The organism is Brevundimonas sp. (assembly GCF_035935935.1).
GTDB lineage: Bacteria > Pseudomonadota > Alphaproteobacteria > Caulobacterales > Caulobacteraceae > Brevundimonas.
In genome coordinates this window covers 1-22,725 of the sequence record NZ_DASYWO010000005.1, presented here as the reverse complement: position 1 = coordinate 22,725, position 22,725 = coordinate 1, and the positions used below count along the sequence as shown (strand labels likewise).

Annotated in this window: 26 protein-coding genes; 8 read left to right on the top strand and 18 right to left on the bottom strand. The window is 70.3% G+C overall.

Annotated features, from left to right (window positions below; genetic code table 11):
- The first annotated feature begins 29 nt into the window (after nucleotides 1–29).
- Nucleotides 30–974, top strand: a complete 945-nt coding sequence (locus VGR32_RS04880; RefSeq protein ID WP_327448642.1) for an alpha/beta hydrolase — start codon at nucleotides 30–32, stop codon at nucleotides 972–974.
- A gap of 4 nt (nucleotides 975–978) precedes the next feature.
- Here VGR32_RS04880 and VGR32_RS04875 read toward each other — a convergent pair whose 3' ends face one another.
- Together VGR32_RS04875 and VGR32_RS04870 are read right to left on the bottom strand one after the other, a co-directional pair.
- The gene (locus tag VGR32_RS04875; RefSeq protein WP_327448640.1) at nucleotides 979–2,313 is read right to left on the bottom strand and encodes an MFS transporter; all 1,335 of its coding nucleotides are present in this window, start codon (nucleotides 2,311–2,313) and stop codon (nucleotides 979–981) included.
- Entirely contained in the window at nucleotides 2,297–2,773 is a 477-nt protein-coding gene (locus tag VGR32_RS04870; RefSeq protein WP_327448638.1) for a cupin domain-containing protein, read from the bottom strand. The genes VGR32_RS04875 and VGR32_RS04870 overlap by 17 nt, the downstream gene beginning before the upstream one ends.
- Before the next feature lie 41 nt (nucleotides 2,774–2,814).
- Here VGR32_RS04870 and dapE point away from each other — a divergent pair, with 41 nt between their 5' ends.
- Nucleotides 2,815–3,957: a succinyl-diaminopimelate desuccinylase gene (gene dapE / locus VGR32_RS04865; protein ID WP_327448636.1), complete on the top strand. Its 1,143-nt coding sequence runs from the start codon at nucleotides 2,815–2,817 to the stop codon at nucleotides 3,955–3,957.
- Here the strand turns inward: dapE and VGR32_RS04860 are convergent.
- Nucleotides 3,954–5,237, bottom strand: coding sequence for an amidohydrolase (locus VGR32_RS04860; protein WP_327448634.1), 1,284 nt, complete (start codon nucleotides 5,235–5,237; stop codon nucleotides 3,954–3,956). The two genes, dapE and VGR32_RS04860, sit on opposite strands and share 4 nt — an antisense overlap.
- Before the next feature lie 81 nt (nucleotides 5,238–5,318).
- Between VGR32_RS04860 and VGR32_RS04855 the strand changes: the two genes are divergently transcribed.
- The 3 genes from VGR32_RS04855 to VGR32_RS04845 are packed head-to-tail and all read left to right on the top strand — an operon-like array spanning nucleotide 5,319 to nucleotide 7,432.
- Nucleotides 5,319–5,666 (top strand): hypothetical protein, encoded by a 348-nt coding sequence (locus VGR32_RS04855; protein WP_327448632.1) that lies wholly within the window; start codon nucleotides 5,319–5,321, stop codon nucleotides 5,664–5,666.
- Nucleotides 5,667–5,670: 4 nt separating this feature from the next.
- Nucleotides 5,671–6,960 carry an MFS transporter gene (locus tag VGR32_RS04850; RefSeq protein WP_327448630.1) on the top strand — a complete coding sequence of 430 codons (1,290 nt, stop codon included), beginning with the start codon at nucleotides 5,671–5,673 and terminating at the stop codon, nucleotides 6,958–6,960.
- A gap of 40 nt (nucleotides 6,961–7,000) precedes the next feature.
- The gene (locus VGR32_RS04845; protein ID WP_327448628.1) at nucleotides 7,001–7,432 is read left to right on the top strand and encodes an SRPBCC domain-containing protein; all 432 of its coding nucleotides are present in this window, start codon (nucleotides 7,001–7,003) and stop codon (nucleotides 7,430–7,432) included.
- A 6-nt stretch (nucleotides 7,433–7,438) separates the two neighbouring features.
- Here the strand turns inward: VGR32_RS04845 and VGR32_RS04840 are convergent, their stop codons facing one another.
- From VGR32_RS04840 to VGR32_RS04795, 10 genes are all read right to left on the bottom strand, one after another.
- Complete coding sequence (locus tag VGR32_RS04840) at nucleotides 7,439–8,428, bottom strand: type II secretion system F family protein (RefSeq protein ID WP_327448626.1); 990 nt, start codon at nucleotides 8,426–8,428, stop codon at nucleotides 7,439–7,441.
- Nucleotides 8,429–8,438: 10 nt separating this feature from the next.
- On the bottom strand, nucleotides 8,439–9,422 hold the full coding sequence (locus VGR32_RS04835) for a type II secretion system F family protein (RefSeq protein WP_327448624.1): 984 nt from the start codon (nucleotides 9,420–9,422) through the stop codon (nucleotides 8,439–8,441).
- Between the two features lie 4 nt (nucleotides 9,423–9,426).
- Nucleotides 9,427–10,896, bottom strand: a complete 1,470-nt coding sequence (locus tag VGR32_RS04830) for a CpaF family protein (protein WP_414642895.1) — start codon at nucleotides 10,894–10,896, stop codon at nucleotides 9,427–9,429.
- 159 nt (nucleotides 10,897–11,055) lie between these two features.
- Nucleotides 11,056–12,543: an AAA family ATPase gene (locus VGR32_RS04825; protein WP_327448620.1), complete on the bottom strand. Its 1,488-nt coding sequence runs from the start codon at nucleotides 12,541–12,543 to the stop codon at nucleotides 11,056–11,058.
- 6 nt (nucleotides 12,544–12,549) lie between these two features.
- Nucleotides 12,550–13,218, bottom strand: coding sequence for a CpaD family pilus assembly protein (locus tag VGR32_RS04820; protein ID WP_327448619.1), 669 nt, complete (start codon nucleotides 13,216–13,218; stop codon nucleotides 12,550–12,552).
- A gap of 8 nt (nucleotides 13,219–13,226) precedes the next feature.
- Nucleotides 13,227–14,633, bottom strand: a complete 1,407-nt coding sequence (locus VGR32_RS04815) for a type II and III secretion system protein family protein (protein ID WP_327448617.1) — start codon at nucleotides 14,631–14,633, stop codon at nucleotides 13,227–13,229.
- Nucleotides 14,630–15,544, bottom strand: a complete 915-nt coding sequence (cpaB, locus tag VGR32_RS04810) for a Flp pilus assembly protein CpaB (protein WP_327448616.1) — start codon at nucleotides 15,542–15,544, stop codon at nucleotides 14,630–14,632. Before cpaB ends, VGR32_RS04815 begins: the two co-directional genes overlap by 4 nt.
- 101 nt (nucleotides 15,545–15,645) lie before the next feature.
- Nucleotides 15,646–16,164, bottom strand: coding sequence for an A24 family peptidase (locus VGR32_RS04805; RefSeq protein ID WP_327448614.1), 519 nt, complete (start codon nucleotides 16,162–16,164; stop codon nucleotides 15,646–15,648).
- A gap of 113 nt (nucleotides 16,165–16,277) precedes the next feature.
- Complete coding sequence (locus VGR32_RS04800; RefSeq protein ID WP_327448612.1) at nucleotides 16,278–16,457, bottom strand: Flp family type IVb pilin; 180 nt, start codon at nucleotides 16,455–16,457, stop codon at nucleotides 16,278–16,280.
- A 224-nt stretch (nucleotides 16,458–16,681) separates the two neighbouring features.
- Nucleotides 16,682–16,861 (bottom strand): Flp family type IVb pilin, encoded by a 180-nt coding sequence (locus tag VGR32_RS04795; RefSeq protein ID WP_327448612.1) that lies wholly within the window; start codon nucleotides 16,859–16,861, stop codon nucleotides 16,682–16,684.
- Nucleotides 16,862–17,141: 280 nt separating this feature from the next.
- Between VGR32_RS04795 and VGR32_RS04790 the strand changes: the two genes are divergently transcribed.
- Genes VGR32_RS04790 through VGR32_RS04780 form a run of 3 tightly spaced genes read left to right on the top strand, consistent with a single transcriptional unit; the run spans nucleotide 17,142 to nucleotide 18,657 of the window.
- Entirely contained in the window at nucleotides 17,142–17,585 is a 444-nt protein-coding gene (locus VGR32_RS04790; protein WP_327448610.1) for a pilus assembly protein N-terminal domain-containing protein, read from the top strand.
- 5 nt (nucleotides 17,586–17,590) lie between these two features.
- The gene (locus VGR32_RS04785; RefSeq protein WP_327448608.1) at nucleotides 17,591–18,115 is read left to right on the top strand and encodes a TadE/TadG family type IV pilus assembly protein; all 525 of its coding nucleotides are present in this window, start codon (nucleotides 17,591–17,593) and stop codon (nucleotides 18,113–18,115) included.
- Nucleotides 18,115–18,657, top strand: a complete 543-nt coding sequence (locus VGR32_RS04780; RefSeq protein WP_327448606.1) for a TadE/TadG family type IV pilus assembly protein — start codon at nucleotides 18,115–18,117, stop codon at nucleotides 18,655–18,657. The genes VGR32_RS04785 and VGR32_RS04780 overlap by 1 nt, the downstream gene beginning before the upstream one ends.
- Here VGR32_RS04780 and VGR32_RS04775 read toward each other — a convergent pair.
- Genes VGR32_RS04775 through VGR32_RS04755 form a run of 5 tightly spaced genes read right to left on the bottom strand, consistent with a single transcriptional unit; the run spans nucleotide 18,645 to nucleotide 22,270 of the window.
- Entirely contained in the window at nucleotides 18,645–19,943 is a 1,299-nt protein-coding gene (locus VGR32_RS04775) for an anthranilate synthase component I family protein (protein ID WP_327448604.1), read from the bottom strand. The two genes, VGR32_RS04780 and VGR32_RS04775, sit on opposite strands and share 13 nt — an antisense overlap.
- Nucleotides 19,940–20,716: a tyrosine-protein phosphatase gene (locus VGR32_RS04770; protein WP_327448602.1), complete on the bottom strand. Its 777-nt coding sequence runs from the start codon at nucleotides 20,714–20,716 to the stop codon at nucleotides 19,940–19,942. The genes VGR32_RS04775 and VGR32_RS04770 overlap by 4 nt, the downstream gene beginning before the upstream one ends.
- 32 nt (nucleotides 20,717–20,748) lie before the next feature.
- Nucleotides 20,749–21,066: a transcriptional regulator gene (locus VGR32_RS04765; RefSeq protein ID WP_327448600.1), complete on the bottom strand. Its 318-nt coding sequence runs from the start codon at nucleotides 21,064–21,066 to the stop codon at nucleotides 20,749–20,751.
- Between the two features lie 2 nt (nucleotides 21,067–21,068).
- Entirely contained in the window at nucleotides 21,069–21,695 is a 627-nt protein-coding gene (locus VGR32_RS04760) for a hypothetical protein (RefSeq protein ID WP_327448598.1), read from the bottom strand.
- Nucleotides 21,696–21,697: 2 nt separating this feature from the next.
- Complete coding sequence (locus VGR32_RS04755) at nucleotides 21,698–22,270, bottom strand: hypothetical protein (RefSeq protein WP_327448596.1); 573 nt, start codon at nucleotides 22,268–22,270, stop codon at nucleotides 21,698–21,700.
- Between the last annotated feature and the right edge of the window lie 455 nt (nucleotides 22,271–22,725).

The following is a 22,725-nucleotide window of genomic DNA, read 5'->3' as shown; positions in this document are numbered from 1 at the left end:
GCGATCCCACCTCACAAGGAACCGAAACCATGCCGATCATGCGCCGCTTCGCGGGGCGTGCGACCCTGCGCGCCCTCTTCATCGCCTCTGCCCTGACCCTGGCCGTGGGCGGGGCCGCCCTGATCGCGGGCCGGGCCGAGGCCCAGAGCGGGGTCGCCTCCGACGCCCTCTTCCGCGACGGGCGCATCTCGGTGGAGGTGTCGGGTCAGGGGCCCGACGTCATCCTGATCCCGGGCTACGGATCCAGTCGCGAGGTGTGGCGACCCCTGGCGCAGCGGCTGTCTGCGACGCACAGGGTGCATCTGGTTCAGCTGGCCGGCTTCGCAGGCGAGCCGTGGACGCACGGCGACGGCGCCCTTCTGACGCCTGCCGTCGAGGCGGTGGCGGGCTACATCGAGACCCGCGGCCTGCGGAAGCCCGCCGTCATCGGTCACTCCATGGGCGGTCTGTCCGCGCTTCTCCTGGCGCAGACGCGGCCCGATCTGGTCGGACGGATCATGAGCGTGGACAGCCTGCCCTTCTTCAGCGCCCTGTTCGGCCCCACGGCCACGGTCGAGAGCGCCCGGCCCTTCGCGGCCCAAGCGGCGTCGCAGATGCTGACGGGCGACGACGCTGGCCTTCGCGCCGCACAGATCGCCGGCGCGCCGGGACTGTCGAAGGACCCCGCCATGCAGACCGCGATGGTCGCCTGGGTCATGGCGTCCGACCGGCAGGCGCTCGCCACCGGCATCGCGGAGGTCATGACCACCGACGCACGGCCAGGTCTGTCGACGATGAAGGTGCCGGTCTGGGCCGTCTACGCGGCGGACGCCGACGGCGGGGCGCCCGCGGCCATGGCCGACGCCATGTGGTCGCAACAATGGGCCGGCGTGCCCGACCTGAGGCTGGAGCGGGTCGACGGGTCGCGCCACTTCATCATGGCCGACCAGCCGGACGTCCTCTTCGCCCTGGTGGACCGTTTCCTGGAGGACTGAACGCCTAGCTGAGCCGGTCGGCCTTGCGCAGGCCGGGGAACAGCCAGCTCCACACGCCGACCGAAGCGATCGCCGCGGAGCCGCCGAACAGGGCGGCTCCGATCGGGCCGAGGATGCGCACGGCGAAGCCGGTATAGAACTCGCCCAACTCGTTGGACGCGCCGATGAACAGCATCGACACCGACGAGACGCGGCCGCGCATCTCGTCGGGCGTGGCCAGCTGGATCAGGGTCTGGCGTATGTTGACGCTGATCATGTCCGCCGCCCCCGCGAGGAACAGGGCGACGCCGGCGACCCACGCCAGATGCGTCCAGCCGAAGCTCATCGCGCCCCATCCGGCCACGCCGAAGCTCAGCGCCGACAGTCCGAACAGCGCCACCGCGCCGAACATCCACGCGCCCCCGCGACGCACGATGGGGAAGCGCGCCAGCCAGCCGGCCATCAACAGGGCCCCGAGGCCGAAAGAGGCGCGCAGGACGCCGAAGCCCTCGGCCCCCACGTGGAAGATGTCGCGCGCGAAGATGGGCGTCAGCAGCGCCACGCCCGCCAGCAACACCACGACCAGATCCAGCGAGATGGCGCCCAGCACCACCTTGGTGTTCCAGACGTATCTCAGCCCCACGTTCACCGCTTCGAACATGGCGCGGGCGCTGAACGGCGTGCGCTCGCGCCGCGGCTTGCCCGAGGTGCGGATCGTGGCGATGCAGAGCAGGCCGACGCCGAACAGGCACAGGGCGGTGGCGTAGGCCCAGGGCACGGCGATGCCGACGATCAGCCCGGCAATGGCGGGCGCGGCGATGCTGCCGGTCTGGAAGGCGATCGACTGTGCGGCGATGGCCCGCGGCAGGGCGGCGCGGCCGACGACCATGGGCAGGAAGGCCTGACTGGCCGGGGCCAGGAAGGCCCGCGCGGCGCCGAACAGGGCGGCCGTGGCCAGCAGCGCCCACAAGGGCGGGCTGCCGTGCAGGGCCAGGCCCAGGAAGATGACGGCGCACAGCCCCTCGACCATGATCGACAGGACGACGGTCCGCTTGCGGTCCAGTCGGTCGGCCATCTCGCCCGCGGGCAGGGTCAGGGCCATCAGCGGCAGGAACTGGCACAGGCCGATCAGACCCAGATACAGGCTGGCCTGCTCGATCGGATGATCCCGCCGCGCGATGTCGTAGACCTGCCAGAGCAGGGCCGCCCCCTGGGTCTGGATGGCCAGCACAGCCGCCAGCCGCCCGACCCAGAGTCGACGGAAGTCCGGATTGCGCCAGGGGTTCGTGCCGTGCGCGTCCTGCGCCGCCTCGGAGACGGAGGGCGTGATCGGCTGGGGCGCCTCAGGTGCGTCGGTCATGCTTGGGGTACGGGGTTCCGTCGCGGTGGAAATAGCGGTCCGCCCCCTTGGGCAGGACCATGTCGATGTCGGGATAGTCGGCGCCGTCGCCCCCGGGGGTGCGCGTGCCGACCTCGAGAAGAACGGCCTCGCGGCCGGTGCGGTTCTCCAGCTTGTGGCCGTTCGGCACGCCGGCCTTCCACCCCGCGCAGTCGCCGGCGGCCAGAATCGTCTCGCCCTGGTCCTCGACCAGCACCACCTCGCCTTCCAGCACCCATACGAACTCGTCCTCCGTCTGGTGCCAATGACGTTGGCTGGACCAGGCGCCGGCGGGCAGACGCAGCAGGTTGACGCCGAACTGGCTCAGCCCGGCCGCGTCGCCCAGGCGCCAGCGACGGCGCGGCTTGCACGGCCCGGCGAAGGCGTCCGGATAGCTGGTGCCGTGCCCGGTCGGGGCGGCCGCGGGATCGATCTTCGGCATGACTCTTCTCCCGTGATCGGATGACGCTTAAGCACGAGTCCATGAGCGCCGTCCCCATCGATCCCGTCCAGCTGACCCGCGACCTGATCCGGCGCCCCTCGGTGACGCCGGTCGACGCGGGGGCGATGGACGTCCTGCACCACCTGCTGGAGGGCATGGGCTTCGTCGTGCGGCGCATGCCTTTCGAGGGGATCGAGAACCTGTATGCGCGCAGGGGCACGACGGGGCCGAACCTCTGCTTCGCCGGGCACACGGACGTGGTGCCCACGGGCGCGCCAGAGGCCTGGTCGTCCGATCCCTTCGAGGCCGAGGTGCGGGAAGGCGTGGTGATCGGGCGCGGTGCGGTGGACATGAAGGGCGGCATCGCCGCCTGGACGGCCGCGGTCAGCCGCGTTCTGGCGCAAGGGGGCGTCGCGGGCAGCCTGTCCTTCCTGATCACCGGCGACGAGGAGGGCCCCGCCCTGCACGGCACCAAACGGGTGGTGCAGGCGCTGCAGGCCGAAGGCGAGGTGATCGACGCCTGCGTGGTCGGCGAGCCGTCGTCGCAGCATGTGCTGGGCGACATGATCAAGATCGGCCGTCGCGGCTCGCTGAATACCTGGATCACGGTCAAGGGCAAGCAGGGGCACGTCGCCTATCCCGACCGGGCGGCCAATCCCGCCCCGGTGCTGGCGCGGCTGATGACGCAGCTGGCCGATCATCGGCTCGACGACGGTTACACGGCGTTCCAGCCGTCCAACCTGGAGATCACGACGCTGGACGTCGGCAACGCGGCGACCAACCTGATCCCGGCGGAGGCGCGGGGGCGGCTGAACGTCCGCTTCAATCCCGCCCACACCGGCGAGAGCCTGATGGCCTGGCTGGACGCGCAGGCGAAGGCCGCGGAGACGCCGGGCGTGACGGTGACGACCGAGCACCTGTGGTCCGGCGACGCCTTCCTGACCGAGCCCGGCCCCTTCGTGCGCGGCGTGCTGGACGCGGTCGAGGCGGAAACGGGGATCCGCCCTGAAGCCTCCACCACCGGCGGCACCTCGGACGCCCGCTTCATCCGCGCGATGTGCCCGGTGCTGGAGCTGGGGTTGGTCGGCCAGACCATGCACCAGATCGACGAGCGCGTGCCGGTGACGGAGCTGGAAGCCCTGACCCGCGTCTATGAGCGGGTGATCCGGGGCTTCTTCGCCTAGTCGGCCAGAAAGCTCAGCGCGATCGTCACGTGGGCGCGCACGCCGGTCTCCAGCACCCGCTCGTTCACGTCGAACTGCGGTGAGTGGTTGGGCGGACTGGCGGCGGGATCGACGCCGTCAGCCGAGGCGCCGAGGTGGAAGAAGACGCCCGGGACCTTCTGCTGGAAGTAGCTGAAATCCTCGGCGACCGTCGTCGGCGGGGCGGCCGGATTCACCTTGCCGGGCGACACCGTCTCCAAGACCGGGGCCAGCCAGCCCGACAGCTCCGGGTCGTTGTAGACCAGCGCCGCGTTCTGGCGGATTGAGAACTCCGCGGTCGCGCCGTGGGCCTGCGCCACGTGGCCGATGGCGGCCTCCGCGCGGGCGACCAGATCGTCGCGCTGATCGACGTCGAACGTCCGCAGCGTGCCCGACATCACGGCCTGATCCGGGATTATGTTGTAGCGGACGCCGGCGTCCAGCGTGGCGATGGTGAAGACGGTCGGCGTGGTGGTCGGATCGACCGTGCGCGAGGTCAGGGTGTTGACCGTCTGCACCACGGCGGCGGACGCCGCGATGACGTCGACGCCCTTCCACGGCCAGGCGCCGTGCGTCTGCCGACCCTTCAGCACGATGTCCACGCGGTCGGACGCGGCCATGAAGCCCTCCGGCCGCCACCAGACGGCGCCCGGTTCGCCGGGCACCACGTGCAGCCCGAACACCGCGTCGACGCCGAAGCGCTCCAGCACGCCTTCCTGAACCATCAGCGCCGCGCCGCCCAGGGGCTCGCCGGGAGGCGCCCCCTCCTCCGCCGCCTGGAAGATGAAGACGATCGTGCCGCCGATCTGATCCTTCATGCCGGCCAGCACCTCCGCGGCGCCCATCAGCATGGCGACGTGGGCGTCGTGGCCGCAGGCGTGGGCCACCGGCACGACATTCCCCATGTAGGTCCCCGTGGCGGTCGAGGCGAAGGGCAGCCCCGTCGCCTCCTGCACCGGCAGGGCGTCCATGTCGGCCCGCAGCGCCACGGTCTTGCCCGGCCGCCCGCCGCGCAGCACCCCGATCACGCCGGTCCTGCCGACGTTCTCGTGCACCTCCAGCCCCAGCGACCGCAGGTGGGCGGCTACGGCGGCGGCCGTGCGGTGCTCGGCGAAGCCCAGCTCCGGGTTGGCGTGGAAGTCGCGCCGCCAGGCGACCACATCCGGCATCACGGCGGCGACCGCGGCGTCCGGCGCGCGGATCTGGGCCTGCGCAGGAACGGCCGCCAGCAGGGCGGCGGCGAAGGCGAGCGTGCGGATCATCTGGAGTCCCCCGGCGTTCGGCGCACGATGCGGCCCACTCCCGGGGTTGCGCAAGCCGCGGGAAACGCCGAATTCGCACTCATGCCCATCAAGGCCGCAAAGACCCGCTGGCAGGACGTCGTCCTGGTGTGCCGAAAATGCTCGAAGAAGCTGGACGACGAAGGCTTCGGGCCGAACGGCGACAGGAGCCTGAAAAAGGCGCTCAGGAAGTATCTCAAGGCGGGCAAGGGCCGGAAGTCCGAGATCACCGTCCGACACACCGACTGCTTCGACGTGTGCCCCAAGCGCGCAGTGGTGGCCGTCAACGCCGCCCGACCCGCGGAACTGCTCGTCATCGAACCGGGCACGGATCTGCTGGAGATCAACGCCCGGCTGGGGCTGGACGACGGGCGGCGAATGAGACTGCTGCCCGCGCCCGCGGCGGAGTGAGCGTATGAACCTGCGGTCCCAGGCCTTCGCCATCCTGTTCCTCGTCAGCCTGATCGCAGCGGGCGGCAATATGGCGTTGCAATCGGTCCTTCCCACCATCGGGCGCGAGTTCGGACTGGCCGACACCCTGGTGGCGGGCGCCTTCGCCCTGTCGGCGCTGCTGTGGACGGTCGCCAGCCCCGTCTGGGCCCGGCGCTCCGACGCGTGGGGGCGAAAGCGGACCATCCAGCTGGGGCTGGGCGGATTCGTCGTCTCGATGGCGGGCTTCGGCGTCGCGACCACCGCCGGTCTGGAAGGGTGGCTGGGCGCCGGCGTCGCCTTTGCGCTGATGGCCACGGCGCGGGCGATCTACGGCCTGTTCGGGTCGGCCGCCCCGATCGCGTCGCAGGCCTACGTCGCCGACCGCACCACGGCGCAGGAGCGGACGCGCGCCATGTCGATGCTGGCGTCGGCCCAGGGTCTGGGCACGGTGATCGGGCCGACGCTGGCGCCCTTTCTGGTGCTGCCGGTCGTCGGGCTGGCGGGCCCGATGTACGTCTTCGCGCTGATCGGCGCGTGCGTGCTGGCCTGGGTCTGGCGATCCCTGCCGTCGGGCGAGGTGCCGCGTCAGGCCCGCGAACTGACGCCGTCGAAGGGGCTGTGGAAGGACCCGCGCATCTCCGGACATCTGGCCTTCGGCGTGCTGGTGACCGGGGTTCAGGCCGTGAACATCTCGGTGCTCGGGTTTCACGTCATCGACGAGCTGGCGGCGCAGGGCATGAGCGCCACCCAAGCCCAGCCCTTCATCGGTCTGGCCATGTTCGCGGGGGCGGCGGCGACCTTGCTGGCGCAGTGGGGCCTGATCCCGCTGTTGAACCTCCAGCCGAGGGCGCTGATGCGCTGGGGCGCGGGTCTGGCTCTGCTGGGCAACCTGCTCAGCGTCGCCGCGCCGGACTTCTTCGCCGTCGTGGTGGGCTACGCGCTGGTGTCGCTGGGTCTGGGCTTCGCGCGACCGGGCTTCACGGCCGGCTCTTCGCTGGCGGTCGGACCGGGGGAGCAGGGCGCGATCGCCGGCCTGATGATGGCGCTGGCAGGCATCAGCTTCCTGTTCCCGCCGGTGATCGGCGTCGCGCTGTACGAGTGGACGGAGCCGGCGCCGTTCGTCCTCAACGTGGGGATGGCCGGCGTGGCGCTTGTGCTGGCCTTCGTGCTGAGGGGTTTGCGCACGCCGCCGCCCGATCTGCCCGACCGTGACGAACGCCCCGCTCCCGACGTGCAGCCCGCCAGTCAGCCGGGCCCGGAAGGCGCGCGCTGAAAGCCTTTTCTCCGCCATTCAGGCGTGCTGGAAAAGCCGGATGGAAACCGCCCGCATCGAAAAGCGCGTCGGGGTGCAAGCCCCCTCGGACGACATCTGGAACCTGATCGCCGACCTGCCGTCCTGGGACCGCTGGAACCCGGTCGAGACGACCGTGGAGGGCACGATCGCCTTCGGGGGCGAGCTGGCGCTGACGGAAACCGTGGAGGGGGTGGGCGAGCGCCGCGCCGTCGCCCGCGTCGTCGAATGGCAGCCGCGGGCCCAGCTGGTCTGGGCCGAAAGCCGCGGCCTGTGGTTCCGCTCGGTGCGGTACTACGAGATCGAGGAGCTGGAGCCCGGCTCGTGCATCGTCGCCAACGGCTGGATCTTCCGCGGCCTGCGCGGCGAGATGTACTTCGACAAACACCGCGCGAAGCTGAAGCGGGCGGCCGAGGCGATCGGCGAGGCGATCAAGGCGAACGCCGAGAGCTGACCGGGGTCAGCCGCCCTTGGCCATCGTGTCCTGAATGTTGATGATCGCAGGGGTCAGGATGACGATGAACAGCACCGGCAGGAAGAAGATGATCATCGGCACGGTCAGCTTGGCCGGCAGGGCCGCCGCCTTCTTTTCGGCGGCCGACAGGCGCATCTCGCGATTTTCCTTGGCCATGGTGCGCAGGGCCGTGCCCAAAGGCGTGCCGTAGGTCTCGGCCTGGGTCATGGCGGTTGCGACCGAGCGGACGCCCGGATGGTTGGTGCGCTTCGCCAGCCCCTCATAGGCCATGCGGCGATCCGGCAGATAGGACAGCTCGGCCGACAGCAGGGTCAGCTCCTCGGCCAGATCGATGGACGATCCGCCGATCTCCTGGCTGACCTTCTGGATCGCCGCCTCGATCGACATGCCGGCCTCGACGCAGATCAGCAGCAGGTCCAGCGCGTCCGGAAAGGCCTGCATGATCGAGGTGCGGCGCTTGGAGATGCGGTTCTCCAGGAACAGGTTGGGCGCGTAGAAGCCGACCACCGTCGCCACCGCCACGGCCAGCACCCGCGTCATCAGCGGCAGACCGAAATCGTTGAAGATGAACAGATAGAAGATCGCCACCGCCATGAAGACGAACGGCATGGAGAAGCGGAAGAAGTAGAAGGTGGTCAGCGGTTTCGGCCCGCGATAGCCGGCCTGGGCCATCTTTTCGGCGACCTTCGGGTCCTCGAGCAGCTTGGTCAGGTTCAGACGCTCAACGACGCGCTTCTTGAACCCTTCGTCCGTGTGCCGCAGGGCGCCGCCCGCCTGGGCCTGCTGGGCGATCGCCTGACGCGAGCGACGCTTCAGCTCGTCGCGGCGTTCCGCGACGGCCTTCATGCGCTTGTCCAGGCCCTTGCCGCCGCTCAGCCCGGTGATCAGGCCCCAGATGGCGGCGAACGACAGCAGGCCCACCATCAGGCTGAGCAGGTTCTGCGGATCCGTCAGGAAGGCCATCAGTTCGGTCATCGCCCGGCCCTCAGAACTTGAACGCGATCATCTTCTTCATGACGAAGACGCCGAAGCCCATCATGAAGCCGGCGACCAGCAGCATGAACTGTCCGCGGGGGTCGGTGAACATCAGCATCATGTAGGCGGGGGTCGTCAGCGTCACGAGAATCATGACCGCCGGCGGCAGCGAGCCGATGATGCCGGCGGAGGCCGTGGCCTCCGACGACAGCGCCTTGATCTTCTCGCCCATCATCTTGCGCGCGCGCAGCACGGTGGTGAGGTTGGACAGCGCCTCGGCCAGGTTGCCGCCGGTCTTCTGCTGGATCGCCATGACGATGGCGAAGAATTTCAGCTCGGGGGTCGGCATGCGCTCGTACATCCGGTCCAGCGCCTGCGGCAGGGTCAGGCCGACGCCGAGGCCGTCGACCAGACGCTGGAACTCCGGCCCCAGCGGCGCCGGGCTCTCCCGCGCGATGATCTTGAAGCAGTCGTGCACCGGCAGGCCCGACTTGATGCCGCGCACGATCACGTCGACGGCGTCGGGGAACAGGCTGCCGAACTTCTTCATGCGGCGCTTGCCCAGCATGCCGACGAACCAGCGCGGCAGGCCCAGGCCGAAAACGACGGCCAGGCCCAGGCACAGGAAGACGTTGGCGCCGAACAGCAGCGGCAGCAGCCCGGCGATCAGCCCGACCACCACGCTGACGACGACGAAGGTGCGCAGGGTGATGCCCAGTCCCGCCTGCTTCAGCTTGGCGGCCATGGTCATGCGCGCCTTGCGTTCGGCGCGGTCGGCCTCCTGCAGCTGCGTCATGATCTGCTTGCGCCGCGCCTCGGGCGTGTTGGCGGCCGCAGCCGCCTTCTTCGAGCGGGCGTTTTGATCGACCTTGGGCCCGCCGAAGGTCTGGGCGCGCTTCAGCGCCTGGCTGCTGGAATCGTCGCCGCCGACGAAGACCCAGCCCAGCGACCCGATGACGATGAAGCCGAGCACGCCGGCCAGAATCTCCAGCATCGCCCTACTCCGCCGCGTCCAGCGCTTCGGCCAGCTCGCGCTCCAGACCGTAGTAGCGGGCGCGGTCCCAGAAGCGCGGGCGGGCGATGCCGGTCGAGCGATGGCGGCCGATGATGCGGCCGTTCTCGTCCTCTCCGGTGATCTCGTAGACGAACAGGTCCTGGGTGACGATCACGTCGCCTTCCAGACCCACCACCTCGGTGATGTGCGTGATGCGGCGCGAGCCGTCGCGGAGGCGGGCGGCCTGGATGATCACGTCCACCGAGCCGACGATCATCTCGCGGATCGTCTTGGACGGCAGGCCATAGCCGCCCATGGTGATCATCGATTCCATCCGGCTGATCGCCTCGCGGGGGCTGTTGGCGTGCAGCGTGCCCATGGAGCCGTCGTGGCCGGTGTTCATGGCCTGCAGCAGGTCGAAGGCCTCGGGTCCGCGGACCTCGCCGACGATGATCCGCTCCGGGCGCATGCGCAGACAGTTCTTGACCAGATCGCGCATAGTGATCTGGCCCTGCCCCTCAAGGTTCGGCGGGCGGGTTTCCAGACGCACGACGTGCGGCTGCTGCAGTTGCAGTTCGGCGGCGTCCTCGCAGGTGATGACCCGCTCGGTCGGGTCGATGAAGGCCGTCAGGGTGTTCAGCAGGGTGGTCTTGCCTGACCCCGTGCCGCCGGAGATGACCAGATTGCATCGCGACGCGCCGATGACGCCGAGCACGCGCGCGCCCTCGGGACTGATGGAGGCGTACTCCACCAGATTCTTCATGGTCAGCTTGTCTTTCTTGAACTTCCGGATCGTCAGCGTGGCGCCGTCGATGGCCAGCGGCGGGGCGATGACGTTGACGCGCGACCCGTCAGGCAGGCGCGCGTCGCAGATGGGGCTGCTTTCGTCCACGCGGCGGCCGACCTGCGACACGATCCGCTGACAGATGTTCATCAGCTGGGCGTTGTCGCGGAAGCGGACGTTGGTCAGCTGGACCTTGCCGCCGACCTCGATGAACACCCGCCCGGCGCCATTGACCATGATGTCGGCGATGTCGTCACGGGCCAGCAGCGGCTCCAGCGGACCATAGCCGAGGACGTCGTTGACGATGTCCTGGACCAGGTGCTCCTGCTCGGCCACCGACATGGAGACGTTCTTGATCGCCACCAGCTCGGCGACGATGTCGCGAATTTCCTCGGACGCGGCCTTGGTGTCGAGCTGGGCCAGCTGGGCCAGATCGATCGTGTTCATCAGCGCGTTGAAGATCGTGGTCTTCGTGGCGTGGTAGTAGTCCGACTGCTCGCGGACGATCTCGGCGACCTGCTGCGCCTTCTTCAGCTGTTCGAAGCCGGCGGTGGCGCGCGGGCCGGGACCTTCCGGCTTCGGAGCCTGCGGTTGCGGCTTGGGTCGTGAAGCGAGGGCGTCCAGCCGGTCGGCCATGGGCGCCGCGCGGGGGGCCGCGGCGGGGACGGGCTGGGCCGCGGGGCGCTCCATGACCTCGGCCTCGCCGCCGAAGGCGAACGCCTGGGTCTGGACGCCCTGCGCCGGCTGGAAATCGGGCGCGGGGGCGAAGGCTTCGGGCGCGGGTTCAGGCGCGACGGGACGCAGCGGCGGCGGGGCCGCGCCGGGCTGTCCTGTGCGCTTGCCGAACACTCAGCTCTTCTTCCTGAACAGGGATCCGAAGATCGACTTGCCCGCCGGCTTCGCGGCCTTGGGCCCGGCCAGCTGCGGGAGCTCGCGGCGCGAGACGATCTGGGCCAGAGTCTGAAAGCTCTCGGCCGCCTTCGACTTGCCGCCGAGGTCCAGGATCATCTGCCCGTTGTTGGCGGCGGCGCCGAACACCTTGGGCTCGAACGGGATGATCAGACTGGGATGCACGCCCAGGGCGGCCCCGAATTCCTTGGCCGGGATTTCCGGCCGGCCGGGCACGCCGACCTGATTGAGCACCAGACGCGGCGGGGCGTCGTTGGGCCGCCCCTGCTTGATCAGGTCGATCATGTTCTTGGCGTTGCGCAGGCTGGCCAGGTCGGGCGTGGCGACGACCACGACCTCGTCGGCCGAGATCAGGGTGCGCCGCATCCATCCCGACCAGAGGTGCGGGAGATCCAGCACGACGAACGGCGCGGTGCCGCGGATCTGCGTGGTGACCTCTTCGAACGCTTCGGGGCTGACGTCCCAGTCCGCGTCGAGCGTGGCGGGCGCCGCGAACAGCGACAGCTTGTCGGTGCAGCGCACCATCATGCGATCGAGCAGGGTCGGATCCAGACGGTCGGGCTGGCCCAGGGCGTCGGCCACGCCGTTCAGCGGATCCTGATTGAAGTCCAGCCCGGCGGTGCCGAACGGCAGGTCGTAGTCGACGATGACGGTGTTGGCGCCGATCTTCTCGGACATCGCATAGGCGGTGTTGTGAGCGATGGCCGAGGCCCCGCAGCCGCCCCGCGCGCCGACGAACGCGATGGTCCGGCCGACGAACGGCTGGGCCGGATCGGCGAACAGGCCGCCGATGGCCGCGATCAGCTGCAGCGGCTGGACGGGGGCGACCAGATACTCGCTGACCCCCCGCCGCATCAGCTCACGGTACAGCAGGATGTCGTTGACCGAGGCGATGACCACGACCTTGGTGCCGGCGTCGCAGACCTCGGCGAGGTGGTCGATCTCGCCCAGCAGGGTGGCCGGGTCGGCGGTGGATTCCACGACGACCAGCGGCGGGGTCGGCTCGTGCCGGTAGGTCTCGACCGCGGCGGCCACGCCGCCGACGCGGACCTGGGTGGTGGCGCGCGACAGGCGACGGTCCTGACCGGCGCGCTCGGCCGCGGCCAACGTGTCCTGACGCTCAGCGAAGACGTGGATGCCGATGCGGGGCACCGAAACGTCCGCCGCCATGGGCGCCAGGGCCGAGCCCGCATGGGCGATCATCTCGCCGACGGGATTGAACGGCTCGCCGGCGGCGACCGGCAGGGCCGCGGCGGGAACCGGAGCCGTGGGGGCGGGCGGCGTGAACTGAAGCGGCTCGCGGGCCGCCGGCACGGCGACGTCGGTGAACGGCTGCGGAGCGCCCGGCTCGTCGCGGACGTAATCCATGTCGAGGTCGAAGGCGTCGTCCTCGAATTCGTCGCGGCTCTGGGCGAAGGCGTTGTTCATGCCGACCTATTCCACCGCCCGTGAGATGCGGCCCGCGACCAGTTCTTCCTGCGTCGCCGACGTGGTCTCGCCCGTGCGGTAGGCCGAGAAGACCACTGCCGCGCGACCGGAGTCGGACGGGGTCATGCCGCGTGGGCGCGCGATGTCGCGGGGATCGTCGATCTGGGCCGCCAGATTGGCGTTCACCGAGCAGCCCAGACCGGGGGACGGGCCGTTGGAGACGCGGCCGTTGAGCGTGCCGCGCTCGGCGGCGCAGTTCGGGATGACCGCCTGCACCGTCTCGAACCCCACCAGCACCGGCGCGCGGCCGTCCGGCGCGCCGTAGGCTTCCACCGTCAGGGCCGAAGCCGGGATGCCGAAGCGGACCAGCGCGTCGTGAACGGCCCACGCCATGGCCGCGGACACCTGGTCCTCGCCCGACGGCGACTGGATGAACAGACGACCGGCGCCGCCGCGCTTCCAGCGGTGGCTCAGGGCGGCCAGGGCGTCGGTCTGGGCCGTCGACAGACCGGTCTCGTGCACCGCCAGGGCGATGCGGTCCAAGCCCGGCTCGACCCGGAGGGCATAGTGCGACAGCGGCGTGAGCGGCGGGGTTTCGCCCTGGAACAGTCCGCCCGTCTGGGCGCACCCGGTCAGGGCGACGGCGGCGACGGTGGCGATCAGGAGGGTGCGCATGGTCCGTCTCACTCGATCACATAGCCCACGGGGCCCTGCCAGCCGGCCGAGGCGCCGGCCTGCGGCGCCGGCACGCCGTACCATTCCGTCAGCCGCCCGAAGAGAAGCGTCTGCAGGTCGCCCGAGACGACCAAGCCGTCGGCCGGGGTCTGCAGGGCGTTCGGAGACGTCGGCGAGACGATGTAGGCCTCGATGATGATCACCAGCTCGGTCTCGCCGGCCAGATAGTCGCGCGAGCGGAACAGGCCGCCCAGCACCGGCAGGGAGCCGATCCCGGGCAGCTGGTCGATGTTCTGCCGGGTGTCCTCGCGCAGCAGGCCGGCGATCATCAGAGATCCGCCGGACGGGAGTTCCACGGTGTTCGACGTGCGGCGCACCGCCAGCGCCGGAATGACGAGCGCGTTGGGCCCGGTGCCCCCGAGCGTGAAGGCCCCGTTGGTCGTCAGCTCCGACACCTCGGTCGACAGCTGCAGCGAGATGCGGCCGCCCGACAGCACGATGGGGCGGAAGGCAAGCCGCACGCCGTAGGGCTTGAACTCGATCAGGATGTTGCCGCGGTCGTCGCGACCGACCGGCACCGGAAATTCGCCGCCGGCGAGGAATTCCGCGCTTTCGCCGGAGACGGAGGTGGCGTTCGGTTCGGCCAGGATGCGGATCAGGCCGGTGCGCTCGAAGGCGCGGATCGTGCCCGTCACACCCTCGCCGTCGTTGTTGGCGTCGTTGTAGGTGATCTGGCCGCCGCCCAGCTGGCTGCCGGAAACGGCGAAGGTGGCGATGTTCTGCAGCGAGAGGCCGTCGCCGATCGTGTTCAGGATGGCGTTGACGTCGAAGCCCAGCTGCTTGACCGCCGTGCGCTGCACCTCGATCACCCGGGCGCGGACCGTGACCTGATCCGAGCCTTCGATGGTCATCATGTTGATGACCTTCTCCGGCGCGCTGACGAAGGCGCGCGCGATCTGGGTGACGCGGTCGGCCTCGCCCGGGCTGGAGACGGTGCCGGTCAGCAGGATGCTGTCGTTGACGGCCTCGGCGCGGACGTTCACGCCCGGCAGGGTGCGCGACAAGGTGTCCTGCAGCGCCGAGACGCCGGCGTCGACCCGGACGCGCAGGGTCAGGATCGAGCGGCCCGCGGCGTCGAGGAAGACGGCGTCCGTCTCGCCCGGCGCCAGGCCGATGATGGTGATCCGGCGCGGCGAGTGCAGGACGGCTTCGGCCACCGCGGGATTGGACACGATGACGTCGCGGGCGTCAGCCGGAAGATCGATGGCCATGGAGCTGCCGCGCGGCAGGTTCACCAGCTGCGACGCGGCGCCGGCCGCGACGACGGCGCGGCTCTGGGCCATGGCCGAGGTCGCCGGCGTCATCGGCGCCAGCGCCATTCCGGCGGCGGTCAGGAGGACGGTCAGGCGTCTCATTGCACCACCACCACTTCAGGATCGCCGCCGCGGAACACGCGAACCGTCGAGGTCGTGTTCTGGCTCGGCGAGGGACCGACCCGACCGGACGGGCCGCCGGTGTCGGCATAGGAGCGCAGGACGAGGCTCAGTTCGCCCTCGGACTTCGCCAGGGCCAGGGCCTCGGCGTCCTGGGGGCGAACTTCCAGCGTGGCGGTGGCGCCCACCACCGCCTTGGCGTCGTCGTCGACGCTGGTGGTCTGGTCGATGGCCAGAACCTTGACGTTGGCCATGACCGTGTTGGTGGCGAAGCGGCTGCGGCCGGAGTTCTCGCCGGCGACGTCGGACAGCTTCATCTCGCGGGTCAGCAGCACGTCGACCCGGTCGCCGGGCAGGATGAAGCCGCCCGCGGCGGTCTCGACCGTGACACGGATCGCCATGGCCCGCATGCCGGGCTCCAGATAGGCGGCCAGATAGCCGCTGTCGCCGGCGCGCACGACCTTGCGGTCCAGCATGGGCTCGCCGGCCAGGATGGGCTCGCGGACCACCGCGCCCAGCCAGTCGGACTTGGCCCCGCCGGTGGCCACTTCGGACGCCGCTCGGGTGACCCGGGCCACGGCGGAACCGTCTGCCGGCTTGACCTCGGCCGCGGGCTGGGCGGGGACGGGCGTCGTGCCGTCGGTGAAGTGTTCGGGCAGGACCTCGGCGGCGGGGACGTCCTTCCACTCCAGGTCGTCGGCGACCAGACGCTTGCCCGGCTCGAGGTCGCGCGCGGCGACCAGAACCTTGGCCATCGGCACGGCTGCGACCGGCGCGGCGGCGGCCGTCTGCACGGGTTCGCCCGAGCCGGAGCCCATGGCGCGCACGACGAAGGCCAGTCCGATGGCGGCGACGGCGGCGACGCAGATCACGGCGATGCGGGCGGGTTTCATCCACGGGTCTCCGACGCGGGCGAATCGCGGAAGTCACACTCCCGGCGCCTGCGTTAACGACCATGAAGCCCGCGGGTTAACGGCCCCCTAAACGCCGGTTTTCAAACGCCTGAGGCGTAGAGGCTCATCAGGGGGCTGGCCGGCCAGGCCATCAGGGCGCCGGCGGCGATGGCGACGCCGTAGGGGATGTCGCCCTTCGGCTCCATCAGGCGCACGACCCAGCCGGGCGCCCCGGCCGGCAGCGCGGTCTGCGCCTGGAAGCGCGCGAAGATCAGGAACAGGCAGAACAGGCCGCCCATCAACCCCGTCCACAACAGGAACATGCCGGATCCCGACACGCCCAGCCACAGGCATGCCGCCGCCGTCAGCTTGGCGTCGCCGCCGCCGATCCAGCGCAGGGCGAACATGCCGGCGGCCACCAGCAGGGCGGCCAGACCGACCCCCAGATGCACCGCCACCGACACGACCGGCAGGCCCATCAGGAAGGCCACGGGAAAGAAGGCGACGACAAGGATCGCCGAGATCCAGTTCGGGATGGTCATGCTGGTCAGATCCTTCAGCCCGGCGACGATGACCAGGGCGGGCAGAAGGCTGAGGGGCAGAAGGTGGAGCGGATCCATGCGGCCATCCTGCCCCGCAGGCGGTTAAGGGCGCGTTTTTGCGCACGCCGGAAAGCAGAAAGGCCCGGAGCCGAAGCCCCGGGCCTTTCGCGGTTTCGAGACGGTGCGTCGGCTTAGGCGCCGGCGGTGCCGCCCATGCCGGTCACGACGGCGTTGAACTTGGTCTTGATGGTCGAGCCCAGGGCGGTGACGGCCGTGATGATGACGACGGCGATCAGGGCGGCGATCAGGCCGTACTCGATGGCCGTGGCGCCGGATTCGTCGGCCATGAAGCGGGAAACGAACTTGGTCATGGGATGTCCTTCAGTTTGGTTCAGCGAGCGACTTCAATCGGGAGGGCGGTCGCCCGCTGAGCCCCCGGAATGCACGGTCACTTTCGCCGACCTGCGTTAAGGGCGGGTGCGCGGACACGGTTACTTGCGCGTTCACCCTCATTTCTCGACTTGCAGACCCGGAAAGCAGAAAGGCCCGGAGCCGAAGCCCCGGGCCTTTCGCGGTTTCGAGACGGTGCGTCGGCTTAGGCGCCGGCGGTGCCGCCCATGCCGGTCACGACGGCGTTGAACTTGGTCTTGATGGTCGAGCCCAGGGCCGTGACGGCCGTGATGATGACGACGGCGATCAGGGCGGCGATCAGGCCGTACTCGATGGCCGTGGCGCCGGATTCGTCGGCCATGAAGCGGGAAACGAACTTGGTCATGTGAATCTGTCCTTCAGATTGGAAAACGGAACGCGAGATGACTTCCACCAACTTGGGGCCGCCGCTTGCTGCGCCCGTTCCCCGTATGACCAAACTGCACGAGCGCGCTTAAATCAGAGTAAATGCCAAGACGAACGATGCTGAATTCGTGGTTACCTGCATGTTCATCAAGTTGAACTCCTCGCAGCCGCCGCTCGGGTCACTTCAGACTTTCTTGAGATTTGCCCGCCAGTGTGCGGGCGCCCCTCGCGGGCGTGCGGAATTCCAAGGGAGCGGCCCCATGGCCATCGGACATCGATCGACGCGCGGCCTTCTGATCGCCGCCGGCCTGCTGATCGCGGCGGCCACCCCCGGCGCGGCGGCGGCGCAGTCCCAGTCCCTGAACGTCGAGATTGACCAGTCCGCCCGCATCCAGCTGCGCGGCCAGGCCGGCTCGGTGATCGTCGGCAACCCCCAGATCGCCGACGTGACCGTCGTGGACGCCAACACCCTGTTCGTCACGGGCAAGGGCTATGGCGTGACCGAGGTGGTCGTGGTCGACGGCGTGGGCCGGACCCTGTTCCAGAGCCAGGTCGTCGTGGCGGGCGGCGACGTCGGCCGCGTACGCGTGTGGCGCGGCGCCCAGGTCACCGAGATGGCGTGCGCCGCCTCCTGCGCGCCGACCCTGCGTTCGCCCAACGACGGCGCGTCGGCCGCCGCGGCCCCGGCGGCCGCCCCGAACTGACCGGCATGCGCCGGGCGCTCCTGCATCGGCTGATCCGGCGGCGTCCGCGCAAAGGCGCGGCGGCCGTCGAGTTCGGCATGATCGCCCTTCCCTTTCTGTTCATGCTGTTCGCGATCGCCGAGATCGCCTTCGTCTTCGTCCTCGACTCCGTGCTCGAGAACGCCGTCATCGAGACGGGCCGTCTCGTACGGACCGGACAGGCCTCGGCCCAAGGCTTCACGGACGCCACCTTCAAGACCCGCATGTGCGCCCGCATGAGCATCTTCTCCGCCGGCTGCGAGGGGAAGGTGTTCGTGGACGTGCGCGTGGTCGGCAACTACACGGCGCCCAACGTTCCCGATCCCATGCAGGGCGGCGGGTTCTCCTCGGCGGGGCTGACCTACCAGAACGGCGCCGCCGGCAGCCTGATGCTGGCGCGGGCCTGGTACCGGCACACGCTGTTCACGCCTTTTCTGGCGCAGGGCTTAGCCCGCGGTGGCTCGGACAGCTGGCTGATGGCCACCACCGCCTTCCAGAACGAGCCGTTCTGATGCGGCGCGCCTCCACGAGCGCCGGCGTGTTCGCGCGGCTGCGGCGCGACCGTCGCGGCGTGTCGGCGGTGGAGTTCGCGCTCCTGGCCCCGGTGCTGGTGGCCATGTATTTCGGCCTGGCCGAGTTCTGTCAGGGGTTCATGGCCCAGAAGCGGGCCGGCCAGAGCGCGGCGGTCGTGGCCGACCTGATCACCCAGCGACAGGCCATCACCGGCGCGCAGATGGACGATCTGTTCAACGTCGGCGTCCAGATCATGAAGCCGTTTCCCTCGGCCACGCTGAAGCTGCGCGCCTCGGCCGTGACGCGCGGGAACGACGACGTGAACCGCATCGTCTGGAGCCGCGGCAAGGGCCTGCCGGCGCTGACGGGGACCATGACCCTGCCCGCCGGCGTGGTGGAGCGGGGTCAGACGATCGTGGTGACGGAAACGACGTACGACTACGATTCCCCGGTCGACTATCTGATGCCGTCCATCACCAAATTCTCTCACAAGTTCTACATGCGGCCGCGTGAGGTCGAGACGATCGCCTATACGCCCTGAGCGCCGGCCAGGGCCTCGCGCAGGGCCGCGATCTTGGCTTCGGTTTCGGCCCGCTCGGCGGCCGGATCGCTGTCGGCGACGATGCCGGCCCCCGCGAGGGTCCGCCACGTCCAGCCACCGCCGCGTCGTTCAAAGGCCGCCGTGCGGATCAGGACCGAGGCCGTGAAACGCTCCTCCTCCATCAGAAAAAGCGAGCCGCACCATGGTCCGCGCGGCGGCTCGTGTCCGGCGATGACCTTCATCGCCTGATGCTTCGGGGCGCCGGTGATGGAGCCGGGCGGAAAGGCCGCGGCCATCAGTTCCGCCGGACCGGCGCCGTCCGCCAGGCGCCCCGTCACCGTGGAGACCAGATGGTGCACGGTGGGGTGGGCCTCCAGTTCGAAGAGCCGCTCCACCCGCACCGAGCCGGGTTCGCAGGCGCGGGCGAGGTCGTTGCGCATGAGGTCCACGATCATGAGGTTCTCGGCGCGGTCCTTGGCGCTGGACCTCAGCTCCTCGGCCAGGGCCGCGTCGCGTTCGGGATCGGGGTGGCGGGGACGGGTGCCCTTGATCGGTCGGGTCTCCACCCGGCGCGTCGCGCGGTCGAGGGTCAGGAAGAGTTCGGGCGAGTTGGACACGAGGGCCCGGTCGTCCAGCCGCCAGAAGGCGCCGTAGGCCGAGGACCGGCCGCGCAGACGGGCGAAGGCGTCGAAGGGATCGGCGCCCGGCCGGAGGCGACCGCTCCAGCCGCGGGCGACGTTGGCCTGGAACAGCTCGCCGGCGGCGATGCGGGCGACGACGTCGGCGACCGCCGCCTCATAGGCCTCGCCGGGCGCCTCGGCGGCGAAGTGGGGAGAGGGCGCCGCGGCCGGAGGCGGCGGCGGCGGCGCGACCGCCCAGGCGGCGGCGCGATCCCGCGCGATAACGGCGGCGCCCGCGTCCGGCCCGCGGCCCACGGCGATCGCCCGACCCCCGGCGTCGATCTCGATCATCGACGGGTAGCGGGCCAGCATGAGGTCGGGCCAGTCGCCGCGCCGGCCGACCGCGGGACGCGCGCCGAGATCGTAGGAAGCGAGGCCGACGACGCCGCTTCCCCAGAGCGGATCGGCGAGCCGGGCGAAGGGGGCCGCGTCGGCCACGGCTCCGGCGAAGGTCAGGTCCGGGTCGGCCGCGATCACGGCGCGTCCCCCCTCCGGTGAGGCGGTCAGGACGAGGGCGCCGGGTCGGTCGCGCAGGGCATGGGCGACGGCGGCGGCGTCGATCCGGCCCAGCGGGCGGGCCAGCCGGACCGTGAAGGTCGCGCTCACGCCGCCAGCCGCTCGCCGATGCGGTCACGCAGCGCGGCATCGACGCCGAGCGCACGTTCCAGATAGGCGTCGAGCGAGCCGTCCCGCGCCTCGATGGTGCGGAAGGCGACGTCGAGAAAGTCCGGCGACACGCCCATGAAGGCGACGACCGCGGCATGCGAGGCGGTGCGGCCGGTCATGGCGTGAAGTTGTCGGGCGATGTCGGGCGCCCGGGCCTCGAGGTCCACGGCGGTGTTGGTCAGCAGATAGTCCTCGATCATGTCGTCGCGCGACACGCCGAGGAGGTGATGCGTCAGGGCCGCGAGCAGGCCGGTGCGGTCCTTCCCGGCCGCGCAGTGGATGAGCACCGGACCCTCGGCCTCGCCGAGCGCACGGAAATACCGGGCGAAGAGGTCGAGATGCGGCGTCTCATAGGGCAGGCGGCGATAGGCCTGGTGCATGAAGTCTCGACCGGACGCCTCGCTGAGGTCGGAGGTCCGCAGGAAGGTGATGTGCGGGGCCTCGCCCCCGTCGTCGTGATGGCTTTCGACCACCGCGCAGGACGCGGTCGCCGGTCGGCGCGACGGCTGGCGCAGGCGTTCCGAGGGACGGCGCAGGTCCACGACGGCGCCGAGGCCGAGATCCGCCAGCCTGTCGAGATCGGCGTCGCTGGCGCGGGCGTGATGGGCCGACCGGTAGAGACGCCCGGCGCGGATCCGCCGCCCCGCGGCCGTGGCGTAGTCGCCGTAGTCGCGGAAGTTGTCGATGGCGTCGAAGGACAGGAGCCGGCTCATGACCCTGCCCTTCTCACGTTCCGCGTCGGAAGTCAGTCCGGCTTCGGCTGGGCCGCGGCCTGCAGGGCGCCCATGGCGTCGAGGTACTGCACGAAGGCCAGGCGGCCGTCCTCGGTCAGCCGGGCCTCGGTCAGGGGCTTGCGGCCGACGAAGCGTTTCGTGACCTCGACGAAGCCCGCCTCCTCCAGCTTGCGCAGGTGGACCGACAGGTTGCCGTCCGTGGTCTGGAGTCGCGTCTTCAGTTCGCCGAAGTCGGCCGTGCCGGCGCCCGACAGATAGGCCATGATTCCCAGCCGGACCCGGCCGTGGATGACCTCGTCGATGCGGTTGATGTCGAAGCCGTCGGCCATGGTCAGACGACCTCCGCCGGCTCCTGCCGGACCAGGATGACGCCGGGGATCAGGGCCAGCAGCATCAGGCCGGCGGCGTAGGCCAGCCAGATCCAGCTGGTGCCGACCAGGGCGGCGATGGCGGGCGCGGCCGCCCAGGCCGCGATGGCCAGCCACCACTGCCAGCGCGACTTCGACATCGTCGCCGAAACCGCCCAGCCGGAGCCGTAGGCCGCGAAGATCATCGACGGGAAGATCAGCGTCAGGATCTCGCTCTGCACGCGCCACGAGATGACGGCGATCGAAAGTGACATGACGAAGATCAGCAGGCCGACGCCCATCCAGGCCGTGCCCACCGCCTGATTGACCAGCGAGGCGGCGCCCGGGCGGCCCTTGTTGCGTCCGATGAGGACGAACAGACAGGCGAAGAATGCGGCCATGGCGGCGATCCAGATGACCGCATAGGCGACGGGGGTGACGGTCAGGGCCTCGATGGCGATGAGCCAGTGGACGATGGAGGCCAGGCCGAAGATCAGGCCCGCCGCGATCAGGATGCCGCCGCCCATGACGGGCGTGCGACGGCCCTCCTCGGCCAGGGCTTTGATGTAGGCGATCTCGTCCTTCATGGAGCGGATGTCGTCCTGGGTCATGGTCAGGCCTCCGAACGGGCGGTGATGAGGAGAAGCCCCGGGATCAGGGCGGTGAACAGAAGGGTCGCCGCCGAGGCCAGATGCTGGGCGGGGCTGCCCAGCAGGAGGGCGATCGTCGCGGCGCCGGCGAGGCCGGCCACGGCGGGCAGCGCCAGAACCGGCCGGCGCGTCCGCAGCGCCGCCACGGCCCAGGCGGCCGCGTAGAGCGCGGGCGTGCTGACCGTCGCCCAGGCCATGGTCTCCCACCGGCCGGTGGCGGCCGAGACGGCCAGAAGCGCCGCGACGACCGACAGCTGGACCGCAATGGCGCGGCGCGACCAGCCGCCCGCGGTGCGCGCGCCCGGCGACGGGTTGCGGCGCACGCGGATAAGGACGCTGAAGAAGACGGCCAGCGCGACCGGCCAGCTGAGCGAGAGCCACGCAGGATGCAGCGGCAGGAGGCCGGACATGAGGCCCCACTGGAACAGGTTGGCCGCACCGAACGCCGCGCCCGAGGCGACGAGAACGCGGCCGACGGCCTGGCCGGCGGTCCAGTCGGCGGAGGCGCGTACAAAGGGCGTGGAAGCTGCGGTCATGAGGACCATCTAGCCCGCCTGCTTTGCGCTGTAAAGTTCTTTTTGCAACGCGAGGCCGGGGAAGGCTTCAGGCACGATCGGACGCTCCGTCGTTTTCACGCGGAGTTGGAAAGGGCGGGCGGAGCGCCGGGCGCGGAGCCCGGATGCTGTGATGTGATTACCGTTTCGGCTTCGCGACGACGCTCCGCGCGGTCCGTCTGATCGAAAGCTGTCCGAAATGGCTCTCGCCACCGCATAGGGCCGCTGCTTGGCGACTAACGGACGCGCCTTCGGCGGGCGGGCGGGAGACCTGCGAACCCCGTACCCGGACGCGCGCCTTCCCGTGACGCGCCATGATCGCCGGCCTGATCCGGAGGCGTCTCATTGCCCCCGGCCCCCGCGCCGCCGCCCACCTCCGATGGCCACGACCTTGCAGGTTCACGCCGACGCCGGCCGGCCGTGGACATGTGAGCCCC

Coding starts and splice junctions, on each gene's coding strand:
- VGR32_RS04880 (WP_327448642.1), top strand. CDS start 30: ATGCCGATCATGCGCCGCTTCGCGGGGCGTGCGACCCTGCGCGCCCTC.
- VGR32_RS04875 (WP_327448640.1), bottom strand. CDS start 2,313: ATGACCGACGCACCTGAGGCGCCCCAGCCGATCACGCCCTCCGTCTCC.
- VGR32_RS04870 (WP_327448638.1), bottom strand. CDS start 2,773: ATGCCGAAGATCGATCCCGCGGCCGCCCCGACCGGGCACGGCACCAGC.
- dapE (WP_327448636.1), top strand. CDS start 2,815: ATGAGCGCCGTCCCCATCGATCCCGTCCAGCTGACCCGCGACCTGATC.
- VGR32_RS04860 (WP_327448634.1), bottom strand. CDS start 5,237: ATGATCCGCACGCTCGCCTTCGCCGCCGCCCTGCTGGCGGCCGTTCCT.
- VGR32_RS04855 (WP_327448632.1), top strand. CDS start 5,319: ATGCCCATCAAGGCCGCAAAGACCCGCTGGCAGGACGTCGTCCTGGTG.
- VGR32_RS04850 (WP_327448630.1), top strand. CDS start 5,671: ATGAACCTGCGGTCCCAGGCCTTCGCCATCCTGTTCCTCGTCAGCCTG.
- VGR32_RS04845 (WP_327448628.1), top strand. CDS start 7,001: ATGGAAACCGCCCGCATCGAAAAGCGCGTCGGGGTGCAAGCCCCCTCG.
- VGR32_RS04840 (WP_327448626.1), bottom strand. CDS start 8,428: ATGACCGAACTGATGGCCTTCCTGACGGATCCGCAGAACCTGCTCAGC.
- VGR32_RS04835 (WP_327448624.1), bottom strand. CDS start 9,422: ATGCTGGAGATTCTGGCCGGCGTGCTCGGCTTCATCGTCATCGGGTCG.
- VGR32_RS04830 (WP_414642895.1), bottom strand. CDS start 10,896: ATGGAGCGCCCCGCGGCCCAGCCCGTCCCCGCCGCGGCCCCCCGCGCG.
- VGR32_RS04825 (WP_327448620.1), bottom strand. CDS start 12,543: ATGAACAACGCCTTCGCCCAGAGCCGCGACGAATTCGAGGACGACGCC.
- VGR32_RS04820 (WP_327448619.1), bottom strand. CDS start 13,218: ATGCGCACCCTCCTGATCGCCACCGTCGCCGCCGTCGCCCTGACCGGG.
- VGR32_RS04815 (WP_327448617.1), bottom strand. CDS start 14,633: ATGAGACGCCTGACCGTCCTCCTGACCGCCGCCGGAATGGCGCTGGCG.
- cpaB (WP_327448616.1), bottom strand. CDS start 15,544: ATGAAACCCGCCCGCATCGCCGTGATCTGCGTCGCCGCCGTCGCCGCC.
- VGR32_RS04805 (WP_327448614.1), bottom strand. CDS start 16,164: ATGGATCCGCTCCACCTTCTGCCCCTCAGCCTTCTGCCCGCCCTGGTC.
- VGR32_RS04800 (WP_327448612.1), bottom strand. CDS start 16,457: ATGACCAAGTTCGTTTCCCGCTTCATGGCCGACGAATCCGGCGCCACG.
- VGR32_RS04795 (WP_327448612.1), bottom strand. CDS start 16,861: ATGACCAAGTTCGTTTCCCGCTTCATGGCCGACGAATCCGGCGCCACG.
- VGR32_RS04790 (WP_327448610.1), top strand. CDS start 17,142: ATGGCCATCGGACATCGATCGACGCGCGGCCTTCTGATCGCCGCCGGC.
- VGR32_RS04785 (WP_327448608.1), top strand. CDS start 17,591: ATGCGCCGGGCGCTCCTGCATCGGCTGATCCGGCGGCGTCCGCGCAAA.
- VGR32_RS04780 (WP_327448606.1), top strand. CDS start 18,115: ATGCGGCGCGCCTCCACGAGCGCCGGCGTGTTCGCGCGGCTGCGGCGC.
- VGR32_RS04770 (WP_327448602.1), bottom strand. CDS start 20,716: ATGAGCCGGCTCCTGTCCTTCGACGCCATCGACAACTTCCGCGACTAC.
- VGR32_RS04765 (WP_327448600.1), bottom strand. CDS start 21,066: ATGGCCGACGGCTTCGACATCAACCGCATCGACGAGGTCATCCACGGC.
- VGR32_RS04760 (WP_327448598.1), bottom strand. CDS start 21,695: ATGACCCAGGACGACATCCGCTCCATGAAGGACGAGATCGCCTACATC.
- VGR32_RS04755 (WP_327448596.1), bottom strand. CDS start 22,270: ATGACCGCAGCTTCCACGCCCTTTGTACGCGCCTCCGCCGACTGGACC.